Annotated in this window: 20 protein-coding genes; 8 read left to right on the forward strand and 12 right to left on the reverse strand. The window is 67.8% G+C overall.

Annotated features, from left to right (window positions below):
- Positions 1-188: 188 nt before the first annotated feature.
- Entirely contained in the window at positions 189-881 is a 693-nt protein-coding gene (locus WKW77_RS14775) for a Crp/Fnr family transcriptional regulator (protein WP_340357612.1), read from the reverse strand.
- 35 nt (positions 882-916) lie between these two features.
- Between WKW77_RS14775 and WKW77_RS14780 the strand changes: the two genes are divergently transcribed.
- The 5 genes from WKW77_RS14780 to WKW77_RS14800 all read left to right on the forward strand — a co-directional run bounded on the left by WKW77_RS14780 (position 917) and on the right by WKW77_RS14800 (position 4,882).
- Positions 917-2,053 (forward strand): aminotransferase class V-fold PLP-dependent enzyme, encoded by a 1,137-nt coding sequence (locus WKW77_RS14780; RefSeq protein WP_340357613.1) that lies wholly within the window; start codon positions 917-919, stop codon positions 2,051-2,053.
- A gap of 6 nt (positions 2,054-2,059) precedes the next feature.
- Positions 2,060-2,500, forward strand: a complete 441-nt coding sequence (locus WKW77_RS14785; RefSeq protein WP_340357614.1) for a hypothetical protein — start codon at positions 2,060-2,062, stop codon at positions 2,498-2,500.
- A gap of 40 nt (positions 2,501-2,540) precedes the next feature.
- Entirely contained in the window at positions 2,541-3,524 is a 984-nt protein-coding gene (locus tag WKW77_RS14790) for a Bug family tripartite tricarboxylate transporter substrate binding protein (RefSeq protein WP_340357615.1), read from the forward strand.
- Positions 3,525-3,582: 58 nt separating this feature from the next.
- Positions 3,583-3,972 (forward strand): RidA family protein, encoded by a 390-nt coding sequence (locus WKW77_RS14795; protein ID WP_340357616.1) that lies wholly within the window; start codon positions 3,583-3,585, stop codon positions 3,970-3,972.
- A 106-nt stretch (positions 3,973-4,078) separates the two neighbouring features.
- Positions 4,079-4,882 carry a cyclase family protein gene (locus WKW77_RS14800; protein WP_340357617.1) on the forward strand — a complete coding sequence of 268 codons (804 nt, stop codon included), beginning with the start codon at positions 4,079-4,081 and terminating at the stop codon, positions 4,880-4,882.
- On the opposite strand, the gene WKW77_RS14805 is transcribed toward WKW77_RS14800, so the two are convergent.
- The 8 genes from WKW77_RS14805 to WKW77_RS14840 all read right to left on the reverse strand — a co-directional run bounded on the left by WKW77_RS14805 (position 4,868) and on the right by WKW77_RS14840 (position 11,704).
- Complete coding sequence (locus WKW77_RS14805; RefSeq protein ID WP_340357618.1) at positions 4,868-5,893, reverse strand: LacI family DNA-binding transcriptional regulator; 1,026 nt, start codon at positions 5,891-5,893, stop codon at positions 4,868-4,870. The two genes, WKW77_RS14800 and WKW77_RS14805, sit on opposite strands and share 15 nt — an antisense overlap.
- Positions 5,894-5,907: 14 nt before the next feature.
- Complete coding sequence (locus WKW77_RS14810) at positions 5,908-6,894, reverse strand: 2-hydroxyacid dehydrogenase (protein WP_340357619.1); 987 nt, start codon at positions 6,892-6,894, stop codon at positions 5,908-5,910.
- Positions 6,891-7,841, reverse strand: a complete 951-nt coding sequence (locus tag WKW77_RS14815) for a sugar kinase (protein WP_340357620.1) — start codon at positions 7,839-7,841, stop codon at positions 6,891-6,893. The genes WKW77_RS14810 and WKW77_RS14815 overlap by 4 nt, the downstream gene beginning before the upstream one ends.
- The gene (locus WKW77_RS14820) at positions 7,838-8,587 is read right to left on the reverse strand and encodes a sugar phosphate isomerase/epimerase family protein (RefSeq protein WP_340357621.1); all 750 of its coding nucleotides are present in this window, start codon (positions 8,585-8,587) and stop codon (positions 7,838-7,840) included. The genes WKW77_RS14815 and WKW77_RS14820 overlap by 4 nt, the downstream gene beginning before the upstream one ends.
- Positions 8,587-9,360 carry an amino acid ABC transporter ATP-binding protein gene (locus tag WKW77_RS14825; RefSeq protein WP_340357622.1) on the reverse strand — a complete coding sequence of 258 codons (774 nt, stop codon included), beginning with the start codon at positions 9,358-9,360 and terminating at the stop codon, positions 8,587-8,589. The genes WKW77_RS14820 and WKW77_RS14825 overlap by 1 nt, the downstream gene beginning before the upstream one ends.
- Positions 9,361-9,387: 27 nt before the next feature.
- The gene (locus tag WKW77_RS14830; RefSeq protein WP_340357623.1) at positions 9,388-10,185 is read right to left on the reverse strand and encodes a transporter substrate-binding domain-containing protein; all 798 of its coding nucleotides are present in this window, start codon (positions 10,183-10,185) and stop codon (positions 9,388-9,390) included.
- Positions 10,186-10,222: 37 nt separating this feature from the next.
- Positions 10,223-10,876 (reverse strand): amino acid ABC transporter permease, encoded by a 654-nt coding sequence (locus tag WKW77_RS14835; protein WP_340357624.1) that lies wholly within the window; start codon positions 10,874-10,876, stop codon positions 10,223-10,225.
- Positions 10,877-11,032: 156 nt separating this feature from the next.
- Entirely contained in the window at positions 11,033-11,704 is a 672-nt protein-coding gene (locus WKW77_RS14840; RefSeq protein WP_340357625.1) for an amino acid ABC transporter permease, read from the reverse strand.
- A gap of 146 nt (positions 11,705-11,850) precedes the next feature.
- Here WKW77_RS14840 and WKW77_RS14845 point away from each other — a divergent pair, with 146 nt between their 5' ends.
- Positions 11,851-13,548 (forward strand): magnesium transporter CorA family protein, encoded by a 1,698-nt coding sequence (locus WKW77_RS14845; RefSeq protein WP_422823205.1) that lies wholly within the window; start codon positions 11,851-11,853, stop codon positions 13,546-13,548.
- A gap of 9 nt (positions 13,549-13,557) precedes the next feature.
- On the opposite strand, the gene WKW77_RS14850 is transcribed toward WKW77_RS14845, so the two are convergent.
- Both WKW77_RS14850 and WKW77_RS14855 read right to left on the reverse strand, forming a co-directional pair.
- Complete coding sequence (locus tag WKW77_RS14850; RefSeq protein ID WP_340357627.1) at positions 13,558-13,875, reverse strand: hypothetical protein; 318 nt, start codon at positions 13,873-13,875, stop codon at positions 13,558-13,560.
- 79 nt (positions 13,876-13,954) lie between these two features.
- On the reverse strand, positions 13,955-17,518 hold the full coding sequence (locus WKW77_RS14855; protein WP_340357628.1) for a patatin-like phospholipase family protein: 3,564 nt from the start codon (positions 17,516-17,518) through the stop codon (positions 13,955-13,957).
- A 116-nt stretch (positions 17,519-17,634) separates the two neighbouring features.
- Here WKW77_RS14855 and WKW77_RS14860 point away from each other — a divergent pair, with 116 nt between their 5' ends.
- Both WKW77_RS14860 and WKW77_RS14865 read left to right on the forward strand, forming a co-directional pair.
- Complete coding sequence (locus tag WKW77_RS14860) at positions 17,635-18,753, forward strand: MBL fold metallo-hydrolase (protein ID WP_340357629.1); 1,119 nt, start codon at positions 17,635-17,637, stop codon at positions 18,751-18,753.
- A 66-nt stretch (positions 18,754-18,819) separates the two neighbouring features.
- Positions 18,820-20,451 carry a phosphoethanolamine transferase gene (locus tag WKW77_RS14865; protein WP_340357630.1) on the forward strand — a complete coding sequence of 544 codons (1,632 nt, stop codon included), beginning with the start codon at positions 18,820-18,822 and terminating at the stop codon, positions 20,449-20,451.
- 6 nt (positions 20,452-20,457) lie between these two features.
- Here WKW77_RS14865 and WKW77_RS14870 read toward each other — a convergent pair whose 3' ends face one another.
- A complete protein-coding gene (locus tag WKW77_RS14870; protein WP_340357631.1) occupies positions 20,458-20,643 on the reverse strand; it encodes a hypothetical protein in 186 nt (61 codons plus the stop codon).
- Between the last annotated feature and the right edge of the window lie 6 nt (positions 20,644-20,649).

Below are 20,649 nucleotides of genomic sequence, written 5' to 3' on the forward strand. Positions count from 1 at the left end.
AACGACTCTAGGAGCGAGTACCGCCGGCCGGAAGCCGCCAGAGCGTCGAGGACGCGCGGCTTCCGGACGAAATGACGAGTGCCCCGGTCGAAATGGCGGCGCCGGAAAAATTTCAGCCCTTGTAAAGCCGTTGACATACGGCCGCGGCAGCGATTCCTACACTGACCCGCGACCCGACCACCACTGCCCTACAAGCCCGGCGCGAGGCGCCTCAATCCCTGCATATCGCGAATCACGCAATGCGACCGAACCATCTCGATCAGCCCCTGTTCCTGCAGCTGGATCAGCACATTCGAGGTCATCACGCGGCTCAGCCCCGTGATGTTGGCCATCTCCTGGTGCGTGAACGAAATGCGGATCGCGATGCCCGCAGCCTGCGCCTCGCCGTAGGTGCCGGCGAGTTGCACGAGATGGTGGACCACCCGCTGCGCAGCCGTCGCCTGGCTCAGCAGCAGGTTCTGGTTGGCGAGCACGCGAAGCTTCACGCTCATCAGCCAGAGCACCTGGCGCATGCAGACCGGATCGCTTTGCATGCAGCGCTGCAAGTGCGCGCGCTCGACCTGCCGCGTCATCACGTCGGACGACGCCACCGCGGTGACCGAATGCCTTCCGTCGAGGAAGGCGCTGCATTCGCCGACCATGCCGTGCGTGCCGACGATCGCCATGTGCTTTTCGTGCCCGGCCTCGGACAGCAGCACCAGCCGCACGCGCCCCTGTTCGATCACATGGACATGCGTGACCGGGTCGCCCTGCGAAAAGAGCGTCTGTCCCTTGCGGAACGACACCGTGGGCGCACCCGCCGCGGTCAATGTCTCCCAGCCGAATTGCGGCACCTCGATCCATGCCGACGGGGAAGCTGCCGTTTCGGCCTTCTTGTTCATCGCCTCGAGGCCTTGTCGCTGCACAAGGCAAGTTCATGACCCATCCATTTTCTTCGTACCGAAAGCTCTTCCCCATCCTGGAGAACACCATCCAGCTGTCCAGCTGCTCGCAGAGCGCACTGAGCCTGCCGGTCAAGCGCGCGATCGACGACTACCTCGACATCTGGACGCGGCGCGGCGCCGACTGGGGCTACTGGATGGACCAGGTGGCGCTCGCGCGCGCCGAGTTCGCCCGCATGATCCATGCCGACGCGAACGACATCGCGGTGCTCGGCAGCGTGTCGGATGCGGCGTCGGCCATCGCGTCCGCACTGCACTTCGACGGTGAGCGGCAGGCCATCGTGACCGGCAGCCTGGACTTCCCTTCGATCTGCCACGTATGGCTCGCGCAGCAGCCGCGCGGCGCGCAGGTGCGCTTCGTGCAGGCGCAGCCCGGGGCGAGCGACACGACCGACAAGGTGGTGCGCGCGATCGACGGGCACACCGCGCTGGTCTCGGTGTCGCACGCCTGCTTCTACGAGGGGCAGATCGTCGACATCGCGGCCACCGGGCGCGCGGCACGCGAGCACGGCGCGGTGCAGTTCGTCGATGCCTACCAGTCGGCCGGCTCCCTCGCGATCGACGTGCGCGCGCAGCAGGTGGACATCCTGGCCGCCGGTGCGCAGAAGTACCTGCTGGGCATTCCGGGAATCGCCTTCCTGTACGTCCGGCCCGAGCTCGCACAGCGGCTCACGCCGAGCGTCACCGGGTGGTTCGGCCGCGTGAACCCCTTCGAATTCAACCCGGCCAAGCTGGACTTCGCGGACGGCGCGGCGCGATTCAACACCGGCACGCCCCCCATGATGTGCGCGAGCGTCGCGCGCGCCGCCATCGGCCTGATCAACGAGATCGGGGTGCCGGCGATCGAGGACTATCTGGGCGATCTCTCCGCGGTCGCGCTCGAAGAGGCCCCGCGCCTCGGCCTCGAGGTCGTGAGCCCGAAGACACCCGGCGCGAAGGGCGCCAACACCGCGATCCGCATCCCGAACGCATCCGAGGTCGAGGCACGGATGCTGCAATCGGGCTACGTGGTGTCGGCGCGCAACGACGTCATCCGCGTCGCGCCGCACTTCTACAACACGGCCGAGGATGTCGTCGGCGCGCTGCGCGAACTCGCCCGCCTCACCCGCTGAATGCCCATGACGACCTCCCCTGAAATGCATTGCGCATCGGCGCTCTGCCGCGTTCCGGCCGCGCGTGCCCTCGCCTTTCTCGCCGATGGCGTGCGGCTCGGCGATTGGGCACTCGGCTGCTGGCAGACGCGCGACGTCGGCAATGGCGTGGTGCAGGGTCATTCGCTTTTCGACGGCCAGCCCGGCTGGGTCCGCCCCATCGCCGATGCCGCGCGCATGACTGTGACCTACCACGTGGGCGGCTCGCCCGAAATGCTGAGCCCGCGCATCCATGCGACGGTCGAACCCGGCTCCGCATTCGGCGAAGGCGATGACCGCTGCCGCATCAGCCTGCATGCATCGCGCACGCCCGACATGAACGACGACCGCTGGCTGCGCCTCGTGCGATGCCACGAAGTCGAGGTGCTGCTGATCCAGTCGCAGCTCGCCCGTACCGCCACCGACTGACCCGCCACCATCACCCACCATGACCACGAGGACTTTCCGCATGAATCGACGCCAGTTCAGCCAGGCCTTCGCCGCATCATTGATCGCACCTGCGCTCTCGTTGCCGCTGGGCGCCGCCGCCAAGGCCTACAGCGGTCCGATCCGCGTGCTGGTGGGCTTCCCGCCGGGCGGCGCGACCGACGTGGTGGCGCGCGCGATCATCGACAAGCTCGGCAAGGCGATGAACGGGCAGGTCTTCGTCATCGACAACAAGTCCGGCGCAGGCGGCCAGATCGCGGCGCAGCTGCTCAAGGCAGCGCCCGCAGACGGCTCGACGATCATGCTGTCGATCGACCACACGCAGGTGATCATTCCGCTGACCGTCGCGGCCGCAGGCTACGACGCGGTCAAGGACTTCACGCCGATCGCCGGCGTTGCCGGCTACTACAACGTGCTCGCAGTGAGCGCGGCCACCGGCGTGCAGTCGATGGCTGAACTCGGCGCTTGGCTGAAGGCGCATCCGTCCGAAGCCAACTACGGCGTACCGGCTCCGGGCAGCGTGCCGCAGTTCATCGGGCATGTCATCGGCAAGTCCTTCGGCGTGCCGATTAACTCGGTGCCGTACAAGGGCGGCGCGCCGATGGTTCAGGACCTGCTCGCGGGCCAGATCCCGATCGGCATCGCCTCGATGACCGAACTGATCGAGTACCACCGCGCAGGCAAGGTGCGCATCCTCGCGAGCTCCGGCGAAGAGCGCAGCAAGACCGCGCCGGACATCCCGACCTTCCGCGAGCTGGGCCTCCAGGGCATCGACAAGAACCCCTGGCTCGCGTTCTTCGGCCCGAAGGGCGTGCCGGCGGATTTCATCGAGCCCTTCGAGCGCGCGCTGAAGACGGTGCTCGCGCAGCCGGACCTGCAGGAGCGCCTCGCCAAGATGGGCAACGAGGTGACGCCGGCTTCGGGCAAGGAGGTCGAGCAGTGGGTCATCGATGCGAACGCGACCTGGGGCAAGGTCATCCGCGACTCGGGGTTCAAGGCCCAATGAGCGCCACCCGGCCGCCCGAAGGCGCTCGCACCGCAATGCGAAGCATGGAGGTTGCCATATGAGCATGGCGCGGCAATTCATCCAGAGCGGATCGCGCTGGGAGGAACTCGCGGGCTACTCGCGCGCGGTCGTCGACGGCGAATGGGTCTTCGTCTCGGGCACGATCGGCCAGGACTTCAAGACCGGCGCATTCCCCGACACCGCCGAGCAGCAAAGCGAACTCGCGCTTGACACCATCGAGAGCGCACTGGCGCAGGCCCGGGCCAGTCTCGCTGACGTGGTGCGGGTGCGCGTCTACGTGCCAGACCGCGACGACGTGATCGCGGTGAGCCAGGTGCTGCGGCAACGCCTCGGCACGCATCGCCCCGCAAACACCACCGTGTGCAGCCCGCTCGCCGTGGAGGGCGCCAAGGTCGAGATCGAAGTGACCGCGCGGCGCGCCGCATGAGCCGCCCGGCCGCTCCGAAGGCGAACACCGAAGCGCTGCTGCGCCAAGGTACTCCAATGAGCCATTCCACTTTCGTTGTCCGTTCCTTTCTGACTGGATTCCACCGATGAGCCTCCTGACCCAGCTCGCGCACGCGATGCGCAACCGCACCGTTCGCACCATCGACCTCACCCACACCCTGAGCGAGGACTTCCCCGCGCTGCAGCTGCCGCCGCAGTTCGGCCAGGTGTCGGCGTTCAAGATGGAACGCATCTCCCAGTACGACGAAGCAGGCCCGGGCTGGTACTGGAACAACTTCTCCTGCGGCGAACACACCGGCACGCACTTCGACGCGCCCGCCCACTGGGTCACCGGCAAGGACCATCCGCGCAACACGGTCGACACGATCGCACCCGACAACTTCATCGCACCGGCCGTGGTGATCGATGCGAGCGCCGAAGTCGCGCACAACGCCGACTGGCTGCTGACGGTCGAGTTCCTCCAGGCCTGGGAAGCCACACACGGGCGCATCCCCGAAGGCGCGTGGGTATTGCTGCGTACCGACTGGTCCAAACGCCTGGCCGATCCGGTCGCGTTCGTCAACATGCAGGAAGACGGTGCGCATACGCCCGGGCCGACGCAGGCGGCGGTCGAGTGGCTGATCCACGAACGCAAGGTGCATGGCTTCGGCGTCGAGACGATCAACACCGACGCCGGCCAGTCCTACGCCTGGCCGCTGGCATACCCGTGCCACACGCTGATGCACGGCGCGAACCGCTATGGGCTGCAGTGCCTGAAGAATCTCGATCAGCTCCCGCCGACCGGCGCGCTCATCGTGTCGGCGCCGCTGAAGATCCAGGAGGGGTCGGGGAGCCCGTTGCGGGTGCTGGCGTTGGTGGAAGACGCCGCGGACAGATCAGGCCAGGCCTGACGACCCCCGAACGATCAACTCGCCCGGCAGCAGCAACTGCCGCGGCGGTCCTTCGAGACCCTGGAGCCGCTCGATCAGGCACGTGGCCGCCGTTCGCCCGATCGCATCGGTGGGTTGCGCGATCGCGCTCAGGCCAGGGCCGATCAGCGGCGCCCAATCGGGATCGTCGAAGCCGATGAAGCCGATATCGCTGCCGAAATGCAGGCCGAGCCGCGCCATCGCGCTCGCCACGCGCAGCGTCACGACCGCGTTGCCGGCGAGCACCGCCGGGCGGCGGCCGCGCTTGGCCCGCTTGTGCAGCGCGCGCAGCGCGGCGTCGAGGCCCTCGCTGTCATCGCCAGTGCACTCGAATACCTTCCCCACCACCCGCGGTTCGTGCGCCGCCATGCACGCGCCAAAAGCGGTCGCCCGCTCGCGCCGCGAACTCACGCCCTTGAGCGGCTCCGTGATGTAGAGCAGCTCGCGAAAGCCGCCGTCGACCAGATGGCCGCAAGCCGCCTTCATGGCCGCCGCGTTGTCGAGGGAGACGAAATCGGTGTGCATGCCCGCATGGCGCCGGTCCACCAGCACCGCCGGCTTGCCGTGCAGCGCCGCGGCATCCGCCAGGCCCACGCCGCGGCCCAGCGTGTTCAGGATGAAGCCGTCGACCTGGTAGCCCGCGAGCGCATCGATCGCTTCGCGCTCGCGGTCGATGTCGTTGCCGAGGTTGAAAAGCATCACGAGGTAGCCGGCGTCCTGGCAGGCCTTCTCCGCGCCGCGCAACACCGCCACCGAATAGGGATTGGTGATGTCGGCCACGATGAGGCCGATGAGGCGCGAGCGGCCGTGGCTCAGGGCCTGCGCCATGGGGCTCGGCGTGTAGTCGAGCTGGGCGATGGCGGCCTCGACGCGCGCCGCGATGTCCGGGCTCAGCAGCCGCTCGCGGTGGTTGAGGAAGCGCGAGACGGTGGCCTTGGACACGCCCGCCGCCTTGGCAACGTCGGCGATGGTCGCGCGGGCCGGGCGTTGCATGGGCGTTCCCGCGTTCAAGCCGAAGCCGTGTCGTAGACCGCCAAGGGACGCTCGCCCGCGAGTGCGCGCAGCAGGTTCGTCGTCGCGAGTTCGGCCATCGCATGGCGCGTCTCGTGCGTGGCGGACCCGATGTGCGGCAGTGGCGTCACGCGCGGATGCGTTCGCAGCGGCGATTCATCGGGCAGCGGTTCGGTGGCGAACACGTCTAGCCCGGCGGCGCGCAGGCGCCCGCTTTCGAGTGCCGCGAGCAAGGCGTCTTCGCGCACCGTGGCGCCACGTCCGCCATTGATGAAGATCGCGCCGGACTTCATCGCATCGAACACGCTCGCGTCGATCATGTCGCGCGTGCTGTCCGACAGCGGCAGCATCGCGACCACGAAATCGGCACGTGCGAGAAGCTCGTCACGCGCCGTGAACAAGGCGCGACCCTGCAACTCGGGCGCCTGCGCGGCGAGATCCACCGGCCGCCGCGTGTGATAGAGCACCGGCATGCCGAAGCCGAGCGATGCACGTCGCGCGATCGCCTGCCCGATGCGGCCGAAGCCCAGGAGGCCCAGCGTCTTGCCGTGCACATCGAAGCCGAACAGGTCTTCGCCGATGTTCTTCGTCCAACGGCCTTCGCGCACGAGATTCGACAGCTCGACCACGCGGCGGCTGGTCGCCATCAGCAGTGCGAAGACCGTGTCGGCCACGGTCTCGTCCAGCACGCCCGGCGTGTGGCACAGCAGGATGTCGCGCGCATGCAGCGCGGCGAGTGCGTAGTTGTCCACGCCGACGGAGACGCTCGACACCACCTCCAGTAGCGGCGCACGCGCGAGCAGCGCGTCGTCGATCGGAAAGCTGGAGCCGATCAGCCCGTGCGCGAGCGGCAGTGCGGCATCGAAGGACGCGCGCTGCGCATCGATGCGCGGGTTGGCGACGGTGACTTCATGCGCGGCCTGGAGCCGTGCGAGCTGGTCGTCGGGCAGTTCGCGGAAGACGAGGATGTTCTTGCGCGTCACAGGCGGGCCTCCTCCAGTTGCGCGCGCGTCGGCAGGCCCTCGGTGTCGCCGAGCACCTGCACGGCACGCGCGCCGATCCATGCGCCGCGGCGCACGGCATCCTGCACCGACTTGCCTTCGAGCAATGCACTGACCACGCCGGCGGCGAAGCCGTCGCCGGCGCCCACCGTGTCGACCACTTCCTTGACCGGAAAGCCCGGGACGGTGCCGGTGCCCGAGACATCGCTGTCGTAGTAGGCCCCTTTGGCACCGAGCTTGACCACCACCAGCTTCGCGCCGCGCTCGCGGTAGAAACGCGCGATGGCTTCGGGCGTGTCATGGCCGGTGAGGATGAGGCCTTCCTCGATCCCGGGCAGCACCCAGTCGGCGCGCGCGGCGAGGTCGTTGATCCAGTGCCGCATCGACTCGGTCGACGACCACAGCGCCGGGCGCAGGTTGGGGTCGAACGAGATGGTTCGGCCGGCCGCGCGCATCACGTCCATCGACTTGATCGCGGCCGGCAGAGTCGTCTCCGAGATGGCGGCGAACACGCCGGTGGCGTGCAAATGGCGCGCCGAGCGCAACCAGTCTTCGTCGACGTCGGCCGGGCCCATGAAGCTCGCGGCGGAACCCTTGCGGTGGGACTCGACGGGCGGATCGCTTCCATCCGTCACGCGGCCCTTGAACTGAAGGCCGGTGCGATGCGTCGGGTCGCAGACGACGTGCGAGCAGTCGATGCCCTCGCCCTTCATCGCCGCGAGCAGCGCACGGCCCATCGAATCGGTGCCCAGGCGGCTTGCCCAGCCGACCTTCAGGCCGAGGCGCGTCAGGCCGATGGCGACGTTGGTTTCCGCACCGGCGGTGCGCTTGTGGAAGACGGTGGCGTTTTCGATCGGGCCGGGTTGGTCGGCGACCAGCAGCAGCATGGCCTCGCCGAACAGCGCGACATCAAAGGCGGATGAGGTCATGTCGTGGTTCGCAGTGATCGGATGTGCGCGATCTGGTCGCGCGTGACGGCGAGCAGATCGTCGCCGACGAGCGGGTACTCGATGGCGTGCGGCACATCGGCCGGCAGTGCGCGCAGCACCGATCGCCACGGAGCGATCGAATCCGCGAGCGGCACCGCGACCCATTTCGCGGGCAGCCGCTGCACGCCCTTGCAATGCACGTAGCGCACCCGCCGGCCCAGCGCCTCTGCGGCCTGCAGCGGGCATTCGCCGAGCCAGTGCCAGTTGCCCATGTCGAAGGTCATGCCGAGATCGAGACCGATGCCGTCGGCCGCATTGAAGAACGCCTGCAATGCGGGCAGCGTACCGGCGGAAACAGTCTGGTCGTTCTCGATGACGAGTTCGATCGCGCCCTCGCCCAGGTGGGCCTTCAGACCGGCCAAGGAACCGTGCGACGACGGGCCGAAGTCGCCGATGGCCATCTTCAGGCGTGCAGCGCCGAGCGTCCGTGCAGCAGCCATGCCGCGGCCGAGGGCGGCTTCGTCGAACAGGCCACCCTGCGCGAAGAGTCCTTCGGGGCTCGAATAGACGGTGGCGAGGCCGGCCAGCGCCGGCAATTCGGCGGCAGGGTCGCGCAACAACTCGCCGCGCACTTCGACGCTGTCGGCGCCGGCGGCCTTGGCAAGCTGCGCGCACCAGAGCTGCCCATGGCGTCCGACCTCGGCGGCGCCGAAGGATGAAAGAGAAATCAGGACCGGCGTGGCCATCAGTGGTGCGACGTCAGGATCTGGCCGAGGAACTGGCGCGTCTTCTCGTGCTTCGGGTTGCCGAAGAACTCCGTCGGCGCGCCCTGCTCGATGATCTTGCCGTCGGCCATGAAGATCACGCGATCCGCCACGCTGCGTGCGAAGCCCATCTCGTGCGTCACGCACAGCATGGTCATGCCGTCTTCCGCGAGGCCGATCATGGTGTCGAGCACTTCCTTGACCATCTCCGGGTCGAGCGCCGACGTCGGCTCGTCGAACAGCATGATCTTCGGCGACATGCACAGCGCACGCGCGATCGCCACGCGCTGCTGCTGGCCGCCCGAAAGCTGGCTCGGGTACTTGTGCGCCTGGTCGGGGATGCGCACGCGGGTGAGGTACTTCATCGCGACCTCCTCCGCCTGCGCCTTGCTCATGCCGCGCGAGCGCATCGGCGCCAGCGTGCAGTTCTGCAGGATGGTGAGGTGCGGGAACAGGTTGAACTGCTGGAACACCATGCCCACCTCGGCGCGCACCGCATCGACGTTCTTGCCGCCTGCCGTGAGCTCGATGCCGTCGACCACGATGCGGCCCTTCTGCACCGTCTCCAGACGGTTGATGCAGCGGATCAGCGTCGACTTGCCCGAGCCCGAGGGGCCGCAGATCACGATGCGTTCGCCGGTGCGCACCGAAAGGTCGATGTCGGTCAGCACCTGGAAAGTGCCGTACCACTTGTTCACCGCCTCGAGCCGGATGATGGTGTCCGTGCCCGCGTGGGTCGTGACTGCGTCGGTCATGGATGTTCCCTGTGTTGTTCCAACCGCTTACTGCATCTTCGGCAGATCGGTCTGCAGCCACTTGTTGTAGAGCTTGTTCAGTTCACCGTTGGCAGTGTTCTTCTGCACGAACTCGTTCACGTTCTTCAGCAGATCGTCCTGGCCCGGACGCATCGCCATGCCCATGTTCTGCTGCACCAGCGTGAACTTGTTTTCGAAGGTGTCGGCGGGCACGCGCTTGGCGATCTGCGCGGCGACGGTGGTGGATGCGCCGATCGCATCGACCTGGCCCGACATCAGCGCCTGCATGGCGGAAGCGTCGTCGTCGAAGCGGCGGATCTCGGTGCCTTCCGGCGCGGCCTTGGTCACGGCCACGTCCTGCGTGCTGGCACGGGCCACGCCCACGCGCACGGTCTTCAGGTCGGCGGCACTCTTGATCGGCAGCGCCTTCTTGCCGTAGAGCACGATGGTCGCGGCCGCGTACGGCTGCGAGAACTGCACCTGCTTCGCGCGCTCGGGCGTGATCGCGAGCGAAGCCACGAGCAGGTCGACCTTGTTGGTGAGAAGGAAGGGGATGCGGTTCGGGCCGGTCACGGGGACGATGTTGGCCTTCACGCCCCAGTCCTTCGCGAGCAGCTTGGCCACGTCGGCGTCGTAGCCGTCAGGCTGGTTCTGCGCGTTGGTCGTGCCGTAGGGCGGGAAGTCGACCAGCATGCCGATGGTGATCTCGCCCTTCTTCTTGATGTCCGCGACGGTCTGCGCGGAAGCGAGCGGTGCGAACACGGTGAGTGCGGCGCCCAGGCCCAGGGCTGCGATGGCAGCGCGGCGGGTGATGGAACGGGTCATGTCAGGTCTCCTTGATTGGATGGAAAGAAAGAGTGCTTCAACGGGCAAGGGCACGGGCGCGCTGTCGCTCCATGCGCGCCGCCAGCAGCGACAGCGGCCAGCAGATGACGAAGTAGATCGCGGCCACCGTGGTGAACACCTGCAGCGGCTGGAAGGTCGCGTTGTTGATGATCTGTCCGGCGCGCGTGACCTCCGTGAAACCGATGATGGCCGCCAGCGAAGTGCCCTTGATGATCTGCACGACGTAGCCCACCGTCGGCGGCAGCGCGATCTTGAAAGCCTGCGGCAGCACCACGTCGCGCATGAGCGCGGTGTAGCCCAGGTTGAGCGCATGCGCCGCCTCCCACTGGCCGCGCGGAATCGCCTCGATGCAGCCGCGCCAGATCTCGGCGAGGAAGGCCGCGCTGTTGAGAATGAGCGCCACGCCCGCCGCGATCCACGGATTGATGTCGAGGCCGAGCACCGGTGCGCCGAAGAAGATCAGGAAGAGCTGCAGCAGGAGCGGCGTGCCCTGGAAGATCTGGATGAAGCCGGTGGACAGCACGCGCGCCGTCTTGTTCTCGGACGTGCGCGCCAGCGCGATGACGAGCCCGAGGATCGCGCCGCCGATGAAGGCGATCGCCGACAGCGCCAGCGTCCATTTGGCCGCTTCGAGGATGAACAGGAATTCTGGAAATCCGAAGGTACGCATGTCAGCGCTCCACGACACATCGCGTCTCGCGCGACGCATGAAACCGGCAGGGCCCAAGCCCAGGAATCCCGCGGAACCGGCTCTGCCGGGCCGCAGGGATTGCCCCCGGAGAGGGGGTGCAGAGCCACACGAAGTGGGCGAGGCTGGGGGTGAACTTCATCTCCGGTCGGGGTAGTTGAGGGTGCGCTGGTAGATCAGCTTGAACAGCGCCGAGAACGACAGCGCCAGCGCCAGGTAGATGCAGGCCACCACGATGTAGATCTCGAAGCTGCGGAAGGTCTGCGACTGCAGGTTGGCCGCGACGGAGGTGAGGTCGTCCGCCGAGATCACCGACACCACCGCCGAACTCAGCATCAGCAGGATGAACTGGCTCGTGAGCGCCGGGTAGATCGCCTTGAGCGCGGGCTTGATGATGACGAAGCGGAATATCTCCCAGCCCTTGAGGTTGAGCGCCCTGCCCGCCTCGATCTGCCCCTTGGGGATGGACTCGATGCCCGCCCGCACGATCTCCGCCGCATAGGCGCCGAGGTTCACCACCATCGCCGTGAGCGCCGCGGTGTACGGCGACCAGCGCAGCCCCACCGCGGGCAGCGCGAAGAAAAAGAAGAAGAGCTGCACCAGGAACGGCGTGTTGCGGATGACCTCGATGTACGCGTTGACGACGAAGCGCAGCCACTTCGGCCCCGAGACCTTGCCCCAGGCGCAGAAGATCGCGACCACGAGACCCAGCGCGGTGGCCACGAGCGAGAGCTGGATCGTGATCCAGGTGCCCTTCAGCAGCAGCGGCCAGGCGGCGAAAACAGCGTCGAACTGGAATTGGTAGTTCACGAAAAATCAGGGCTGGGGTGCGTGTTCGCAGTGGGTGCATCGCGCGACGAACGCACTTCATCGCGGGCCGGGCCAGTATATGTGAAACCGGTTTCAGCCATGTCATAGGGATTCCCCTAAGACACATGGATGCCTACACTGACGCGATGCTGGTCAACACAACAACAGAGGCAAGAACACAGCAAGCAGGCACGGAGAGCACGCCCACCGTGCACCACCTGCGCCAGAACCTGCTGTGGCCTGTGCGTCTGATGACGACACGCGGACCCCAGCCCTCGCGGCGAGGCCCTTGGCAGGTGCTGCGCGACATGGGCGATGCATCGCCCTGGCGCGAGGAGATCGACGAATACACCGGCAGCAGCGACCGCTTTCACGAGCGCCACTACAACGAGTTCGTGAGCTTCCTGCCCTACGTGCAGCGCTTTCTCTACGGCGACGGCCGCAAGGGCCGCGCGGCCCATCCCGAAGGCGATTCGCCGATGCGCGTCTTCCGCCGCAGCGACGTGGCCGCGGTGCGCGTGAGGGCCCATGCGGGCGATGCGCCCGTCACGTTGCAGGTGGTGCATGTCGACCTCTACTTCTTCTTCGACGTCGACGTGGTGATGCTCAATGTCGAAGTCGGCGCCGACATGCTGGACCTGCCCACGGCGCAGGAGATCCTCTACCGCTTCGGCCGCGCCTATCCCGGCGGCTGGGATGCGAACGGCGCGGCGCTGCATTGCATGCACAGTGTCGAGTGGCTCGGCGCCGACGGCCAGGTGCTCGCGGCCTCCGATGCACAGCAGCGCGAGACCTTTCTTTCGCACGTGGCCGAGCATCGCGCGCCGCGCATCGCGGCGCATTGGGCGTGGCTCATGCGTCCGCTGGTGCTCGATCACTCCGACGAGCCCGGCGAACTGCGCTACCGGCAGATCGAGTACTACCGCATGCCGGTGATGGCCTATCTCTCGCTCGACGATCCACGACGGCTTTCGCGTGCGGATTTCTTGCGCCTCGCGCTCGTTTCCGGCGCGGCCGAGCCTGCGGTGTCGGGCGGCAGTCCCCTGCCCTTCGGCGAAGACCTCATGATCGACTTCGAGCAGCGCTACTGCTACGACCGCTTCTGGACCAACACCGGCGCCGCACCGAACACGCGCTACCTGTGCAACGGCCGCGCACTCATCGTGGTGGGACAGGCCGATTCGGAATTCTTCTGCTGCCGCGACCGCGGCGTGCTGGCGCAGTTCCGCCACCAGCACTTCCTGTTGTTCCTGATCGCGCACTTCCAGAAGGCCGCGCTGCTGATGTATTCGGACCGGCTGGTGGAAGCGCTGCGCCGGCTGGACATTCACGACGTCGCGAGCGTCAAGAACTTCAAGCGCGCGATACGCGCGAGCTTCGAGGGCTTCCTGCGCTTCACGCACCGCTACTGGTTCCACGAGATCTCGGAGCAGGCGCAGGTGCGCGCGCTCTCGCACTTGTGCACCACCCATCTCGGGCTCGATCCGCTCTACGAGGAGGTCAAGGAGCGCATCGCCGACATGAACACCTACCTCGACGCCGACAGCCTCCGGCGCCAGGCGAACACCGTGGTGCGGCTCACTGTCGTGACGCTCTTCGGGCTGATCGGCACCATCACCACCGGTTTCCTCGGCATGAACCTGCTGGCCGAAGCCGATGCACCGCTCTCGGAAAAGCTGGCATGGTTCGGCATCGTCTTCGTGCTCACGACCTGGCTCACCTTCTACACCATGATCAAGTCGAAGCGGCTGTCGGACTTCATCGACGTGCTGTCCGACGAGCGCGCGACCTTCCGCACCAAGCTCGGCGTGCTCGCGCGGGTGTGGCGGCCGGGCGGGGACTGACGGGGGCGCTCAATCCAGCGTTCGGTTGCGGTAGTCCGCGATCTCGGTCCGGCGGAAGTCGCCGACCGGGATGCGAAGGTCGTCTCGGTCCGCAAACCGCATGCGGATCTGTCCGCCCTGGCGCACCCAGCAGCCGCGCAGCGTGACGCCATCCCACCATGTCAGGTAACCGAGCCGGCCCGGCGCATCGCAGTTGTCCTGCTCGTCGGTCAGGCTGAGCACGCTGAACTCGGTCCCGTTCGCGACGAAGGTCACCGCGGGTTGCGAATCGCAAGCGGCGATCAGTGCGCAAGCGGCCACAAAGCCTGCAATCGGTGATGTGTCCATGGCCGTCCTCCTGGCTCAGAACGATTAGACGCCTCGGCCGACGCGCTGTCATCACCATGGCAGGTGGCCCTGCAGCGCCTCAGTTCCCCGCCGCGTCCTTGGTCCGCGGCAACCAGACTTCGATCGCACCCGGCTCGGCCTTGATGGATCGTGGCAGCAGCTTGATGACCCACGGCTGACCAGTGGGCGAACTCGCCGTCTGGATGAGCGCCTGTGCGCAGGCGCGGGACGACTCTTCGCGGATGACCACCGTCGGGTCGGGATGGCCGACCGGCGGCGCGCGGCCCGCGCGGCGCGAGGTGCTCAGTACATCTTCGATCGGCGGCACCGATGCGCCCAGCGCACGCCAGGGCCCGCGCCAGTTGCGCGCCTTGTCGCGCAATGCGGTCCCGTAGGTCTGGATGTAGACCACCGCGCCCCCGCAGACATCGGGCGGAGGCATCGCGGGCGCGGGCGGTCCCGCCGGCGAGACGCTGCCGTCAGGCGACCAGGGCGCGGGCGCGTAGGCCGGCGGCGTGGCGGCACCCGGAAACGCCACAGGCGGCGGGGGTGGCGGCGGCGCCGTCGCCACCCGGGTTTCCTCGCCGCCGCGACCCGTCAGCACATCGCGCACCCACACGGCCACCGGCCAGGGCTCGGGCAAGGTGCCGCTGCAGTTCTGCTTCGAGCCGGTCTGGCCGGAGTAGTCGCGCGCCCAGTAGCGCGGCGCGCACGGCGGCGCCTGCGCCGGCTGCAGGCAATCGATGCCGTTGCCCGGATCGAGCAGGCGCAGGCATGCAGGCGAGCGCTGCCCCGGCACCTCGTTGCCACACGCCTGCTTGGCGTCGTCCACGATGCGTACCGACAGGCGGAACCTCGCCATGAAGTTGTCGCTGCCCTCGCGGCACAGCAGGTCGCCCGTGCGAAGCAGTTCCGCGGCCAGCAGCGCGGGCGCATCGCCGCTGCCATTGCCGCTGTGCAGGTGGGCCCAGCGTTCGGTCAGGTCCTTGAAGGCGCCGTTCTCCGAACGCTCCTGATCCGCCCGCTGCGCGCGCCAGCTGTCGATGCCCTGCCAGGCGGCCACGCCGAAGGTCGCGGCGGTGCCGATGCCGATGGACGCAGTCACCGCGCCCGCCTTCAGCACGCGTGCCTGCAGGCGGCTCATCGAGCCCACCGCCGCGGCGGTCGCGCTGTCCTTGTCGCCGCCCTTGACCGTGTGCGGCGTCGAATCCGGCTGCCCGTCGTCGGGCACGAAAAGGCCGACGGCGCCCGTCGCGACGTGCGAAAGCATCTCGTCTTCCAGGCGGTTGCCGATTTCCGAGCCGAGGCGGAAGTAGCTCTCCCACTGGGCTTCGTCGAAGAACTGGTCCGTGGTCGGCTGTTGCGGGAACAGCGGATTGGCCGCCTTGAAGTTCACCAGGTCCACCGGCAGCGAGGCGGAGACGTTCGGCTTCACCAGCACGATCTGCCCGGTGGCGCCGCTCGCATAGCGCACCTGCGCAAGCGCAAGGCACGCCTGGCTGCTGGGCGAGGCGAGGTCGTTGAGCGAGCCGAAGGCTTCGAGGTGCTTCCAGTCCGCGCCCGGCCGCGGCTTCATGAAGGTGATCTCGGCATTGAGGTCGATGCGCGCGCGACGAATCAGGATCTCGAGATCGCAGAAGCGGTAGTCGGGATCGGCGCCGCAATCGGCGATCAAGATCAGCGCCGCCTCCTGCCGCAGCAGCGCATATGCGGCGGTGTTCTCGAAATGCCCGCCGTCGCTCAGGTACCAGTTGGCGGAACTGCTGCCCGGAAACGCGCCGAAGCATTCGAGAAGCAGGAAGCGCGTCTTCATCAGCAGCGGACTCGAATGCAACACCGCCCCGCGCTGGCCGATGCCGGCCTCGGCACTGTTCCACCAGTAGCCGAGCCGCAATCCGGCGAACACCGAGAGCGTCGCGAGCCCGCGCTTCGTCAAGCGCCCGAGGCCGGGCGCGAAGGCCGCGCCCGAGATCGCCGTCCATGCACCGAGCGTGAGCGCACCGTCGCCATGCGCCTGGGTCCAGTGCGCGCCGCCGGCCTGCATCCAGCCGAGCGGCCCGACGGTGAGCGGCTGGCTCTTGCGGTCGCGGTTGAAGAGCTTGTCCTTGGTGCTGTGCGTCTGGTTGATGCAGATGTTGGCCAGGTGCACCGGGCCGCCGTGCACGTGCGGCGCGTAGCGCAACTGCGAGATGTCGTCGTGCGGGTCCACCTCGCCGACCGGCACCTGCGGCGGCTCCAGCCCGGAGACCTGGTCCACCGGACTCGCACCGAGCCGCCGCGCATTCGCCGCACCGAGGTAGCCGCGCACGATGCGTGCCTTGTAGAACATGTGCAGCGACGACACGTTGAGGAACGAGAAGTTGCGCCCCGTCACGATCGCGTAGCTGCCGATGATCACAGCGATGGTGCCGAGCCACGCCCAGCCGCGGGTGAAGTCGAGCCCGGCGGGCGTGAACACCGGCAGCAGCGCCACGCTGTAGACCACGCCGATCCACCATGCCGCCAGGCAGAACGCGAGCACCAGCCCGAGCAGGCTCGCGATCGTGAGCATCAACGACTTGCCGACACCCGGAATCTCCTGCCGGTGCGACAGCAGCATCGGCAGCACGCCACGCAGCGCGGCGGCGACCACGAGCAGCACCGCACCGTAGGACACGCGCTGCTGCGAGTCTTCAGCCGCGAGCCACCAGGCGCTGCGGTCGAGCAGGCCCAGCATCAAGATCAGCAACGCCGTGTTGATGACCGAGGCCAGCCGGTCGGTGAGCTCGTTGCGCATCGCGGCTGGCGCCTTCCGGTGGCTCTTGAACAGCACCCAGACCAGCGCGACCACCCAGCACATCGAGAAGCCGACGAACGCCGGCGTGATCCACACCGGCCCGCTGTAGCGCTTGACCAGCGGCCCGCCGATCAGGCTCGCACCGATGCCGAGCGCGAGCCACATCCCGATCTGCAGCAGCATCGAAGCGTTTGACGGCTTGTCGCGCACCGACCAGTACGCACATGCGAGGACGACCGAAGCAATGAAGGGCCCGACCAGCGTGAACCACAGGGTGGGCCATTGCGTCGCCCACTCGACGAGCAGCCGCACGTACTGCGTGGCGTCGAGGTCGGTGACGCTGCTGACCGAGTCGGGCGGCACGCTGTTGAGGTCCACCGCGCGGAACACCGCATCCCACAGCAGCAGGTTGGTCGCCGCGAGCACCATGCCGATGAGGCTCGCCGCGATCGCGAGCTCGATGTGCGTGCCCAGGAGATTGCGCAGGTAGAGCGCCGCTGCGAACAGCGTGTCGCGCAGGCCACCCGGGATGAGATAGCGGCCGTTGGCGCGCAGCCACCAGCCGAAGCGCGCGCGGTCCACGTCCCCCAGCGCCCGCTCGATCTCGCGCACGTCGTCGGCCGACTTGGCGTCGGTGCACAGGCGGCCGATCGTCGCGCCGATGTAGCCCCCGCCCGAGACGGTCGAGACCAGGTCGAACTTGAGCAGTTGCCGATGCTCGGCCAGTGCCTTGAGCAGGCCGAGGCAGAAGGTGGCGCTGCGGATTCCGCCGCCGGAGAGTGCGAGCCCCCAGGGGCGATGACCATCGTCGACGCCGTGGAGCGCGCGGCGGCGCTCGCCTACCAGCTGCTGGATGGTGTCGTCCATGCCGCTCCTCGTCGTTCTGCGACGCAATATTTCACGCCTTGCGCGGCGCAGCAATGGAGCGAAAGGTCTATGGCTTCGGACGGGCGATTGGGTAAGCTCGCGCCCGCACGATGCCCATGGAACCTACTGAACACTGCCTCCGGCCACCGCATCGCGTATTTCGCCTTGCGCTGGTGCTGGCCGTCTGCGGCCTGATCGCAAGTTGCGCGAGCAACAGCAACGGCACTTGCGAGTCGCCCTACGCCGCATCGCCGCAGTTCAACGGATGCGGATTCCGCAATCCGCCCAACCCGGATGCGCGGCCCTCCGAAGGTGCGTGGAACATCTGGACGCGCTTTCTCTTCGCCACCAAGAAGGACACGGTGCCGATCGACCCGATCCCGGTGCGGCCGCTCACCGTGCAGCAGCTCGACGCGCTGGATCCGCAGGCGAACCATGTGGTCCGGCTCGGGCATTCGTCGCACCTGCTCAAGCTGCACGGCAAGTACTGGCTGATCGACCCGGTCTTCAGCGAACGCGCCTCGCCCTTTCAATGGGTCGGGCCGAAGCGCTTCCACCCACCGCCGATCGCGCTGGCTCAGTTGCCGCCGATCGAAGGCCTGATCCTCTCGCACGATCACTACGACCATCTCGACACCGCGACGATCGAATACCTCGCACAGCGCGTGCATCGCTACTTCGTGCCGCTGGGCGTGAAAGCGCGCCTGATCGAACTGGGCGTGCCGGCCGACCGCATCGCCGAGTTCGACTGGTGGCAGACCGGCGAGCACGACGGCGTGCGCCTCGCCGCCGCGCCAGCGCAGCATTTCTCGGGCCGCACGCTCAACGACCGCGACAGCACGCTGTGGGCCTCCTGGGTGATCGACAGCGGCAGCCAGCGCATCTTCTACAGCGGGGATTCGGGCTACTTCAAGGGCTTCGCGCAGATCGGCGAACGCTTCGGCGGCATCGATCTCGCGATGATCGAGAACGGCGCGTACGACGCCTACTGGCCCGCCGTCCACATGACGCCCGAGCAAAGTGTGCAGGCCTTCGAGGACCTGGGCGCGAAGGTGCTGTTCTCCGTTCACAACAGCACGTTCGATCTCGCCTTTCATACCTGGCACGACCCGCTGGACCGCATCGCGGATCTCGCCGAGCGCAAGAAGATCGCGCTTGCCACGCCGTTGATCGGCGAGGTGCTCACGGTCGGCCAGCCGCGCACCAATGCGCGCTGGTGGGCCGGGCTCCGATAGCCCTTCGCGCCAGCCCTGAATGGGCTGCGGCGTGCAGCGACGGGCCTTCAGAATCCGGCATCGTCCATGCCCGCACGGAAGCCCATGCCGATCCGACCGACCGAAAAGCCTTGGAAAGCCGTCGCCGCATTGACGGGGATCGCGGGCCTGTTCATCGTGCTCGGGCACGACGGGCGGCGGGTGGCACAACTCCTGGTGCTGCTGCTGCCGCTTCTTGCGTGGCTCGCGTGGCCGGTACGCGGCGGCGCCATGCGCTGGCTTCGCCGCATCGTCGTGTGGCTGTGGGTGATGGCCTTCGCGCTCGATGGCGCCGCGCGCGCCTACCTGCTGGACGCCTACCAGGCCGCGCCCGACGGCGCACTGGTGCTCGGCGCCGCGGCCAACTCCAATGCGCGGGAGGCGAGCGAATACCTGTCGATGCACTGGCGCACGGCGGTGCTGTGGTGTGCCGCACTTCTCACTGCCGGCGCATGCGTTTGGCAGCTTGCGCGGCAGGGTCGATGCGAACCGCAACGGCCACCGCGCGGCGCCATAGGCCTGCTGGCGCTGACGTTGCTGGTCTGCACTGCGGCTTACGCGAGCAAGCCGTGGCGGCGGCTGCATCCGATCGCGTTCTGGGCGAACTGGGCGCAATCGATCCAGACCCTGCGCGCCGGCTGGGCCGATGAAGCGCGCAGTCGCAACGAGGCGCTGGCGCACGCACGGGCTGCCGCGCCGACGATCGCACGCGAAGGCCCATCCACGGTGGTCCTCGTCGTCACCGACAGCATCAACCGCGACAACATGGCGCTGTACGGCTATCGCCGCGCGACCACCCCGCGCCTCGTCGCCCATCGGAAACTGCATGGCGACCGGATGCTCGTGCTGCGCAATGCATGGTCGGCCGACGCGAGCACGCTGCCCGCGCTGCGCAACATGTTCGGTTTCGGCCAGCCCGGAAGCAGCAACCCGCAGCATCTGCTCGCACTGGCGCGCGCTGCGGGCTACAAGGTCTGGTGGATGAGCAACCACGACGACATCGCGATCGAGCAGCAGCACGCGCGGCTCGCCGACGTGGTCGACTTCGTCAACCGCACGCCCGGCCGCGCCAGCGCATCACTCGACGGCGAACTGCTCGACTGCGTGCAGGAAGCGCTGGAGGATCCGGCCGAGCGCAAGTTCATCGTGGTGCACCTGCTGGGCGCGCATCCGCACTACAGCCTGCGCTTTCCCGAGGGCCACAACCCCTTCGACGATCAGGTCGATGCGGTGGAAGCCGGGCTCATCGAGGAAGGCCGCTCCGCATGGGTGCGGCGCTTCCGGCAGGAGTACGACGCGGCTTTGCTGTACCACGACTTCGTGGTGTCGGAGACGCTACAGCTCACCCGCAGCATCGGCCGCGGCGATGCCTACCGGGCATGGATGTACCTGTCCGACCACGGGCAGGAAGTCGGCCACGGCACCGACCGCGCAGGCCACAGCCCGACGACCGAGTCGGGTTACCGCATTCCAGCGGTGGTGTGGCGCAGCGATCAGCCGCTGCCGATGGCGGCCGAGATCGCGCAACGCCCGTTCCGTGCCGACTGGGTCGGCTGGACGCTGGCCGATCTGCTGCACCTTCAATGGAAGGGCCGGCAGCCGGGGCGCAACGTGCTGGCCGCCGACTACCGCTGGGAGTCGCCTGCCCTGCCGCTGCAGGTGCGCTCCTTCACCGACTGAAGCGGCTCAGCGCCGCCGCTGCTGCTGACGTTCGCGCGCGCGCCGCACCTGGCGGCTCTGCGACGCATGTTCCGCCGCGCGTGCCTTGTGTGCGCTTTTCTCGCGCCGCCGCCTGGACAGCCAGCGGCCGATCGCGAAGCTCGCGATGCCGCTCACGATCGCGATGACGAGACCGAGGATGCCGATTTCCATGCGCGT

Origin of the sequence: Variovorax ureilyticus (assembly GCF_037889935.1) — a bacterium.
In the GTDB taxonomy this organism is placed as follows: Bacteria; Pseudomonadota; Gammaproteobacteria; order Burkholderiales; family Burkholderiaceae_C; genus Variovorax; species Variovorax ureilyticus.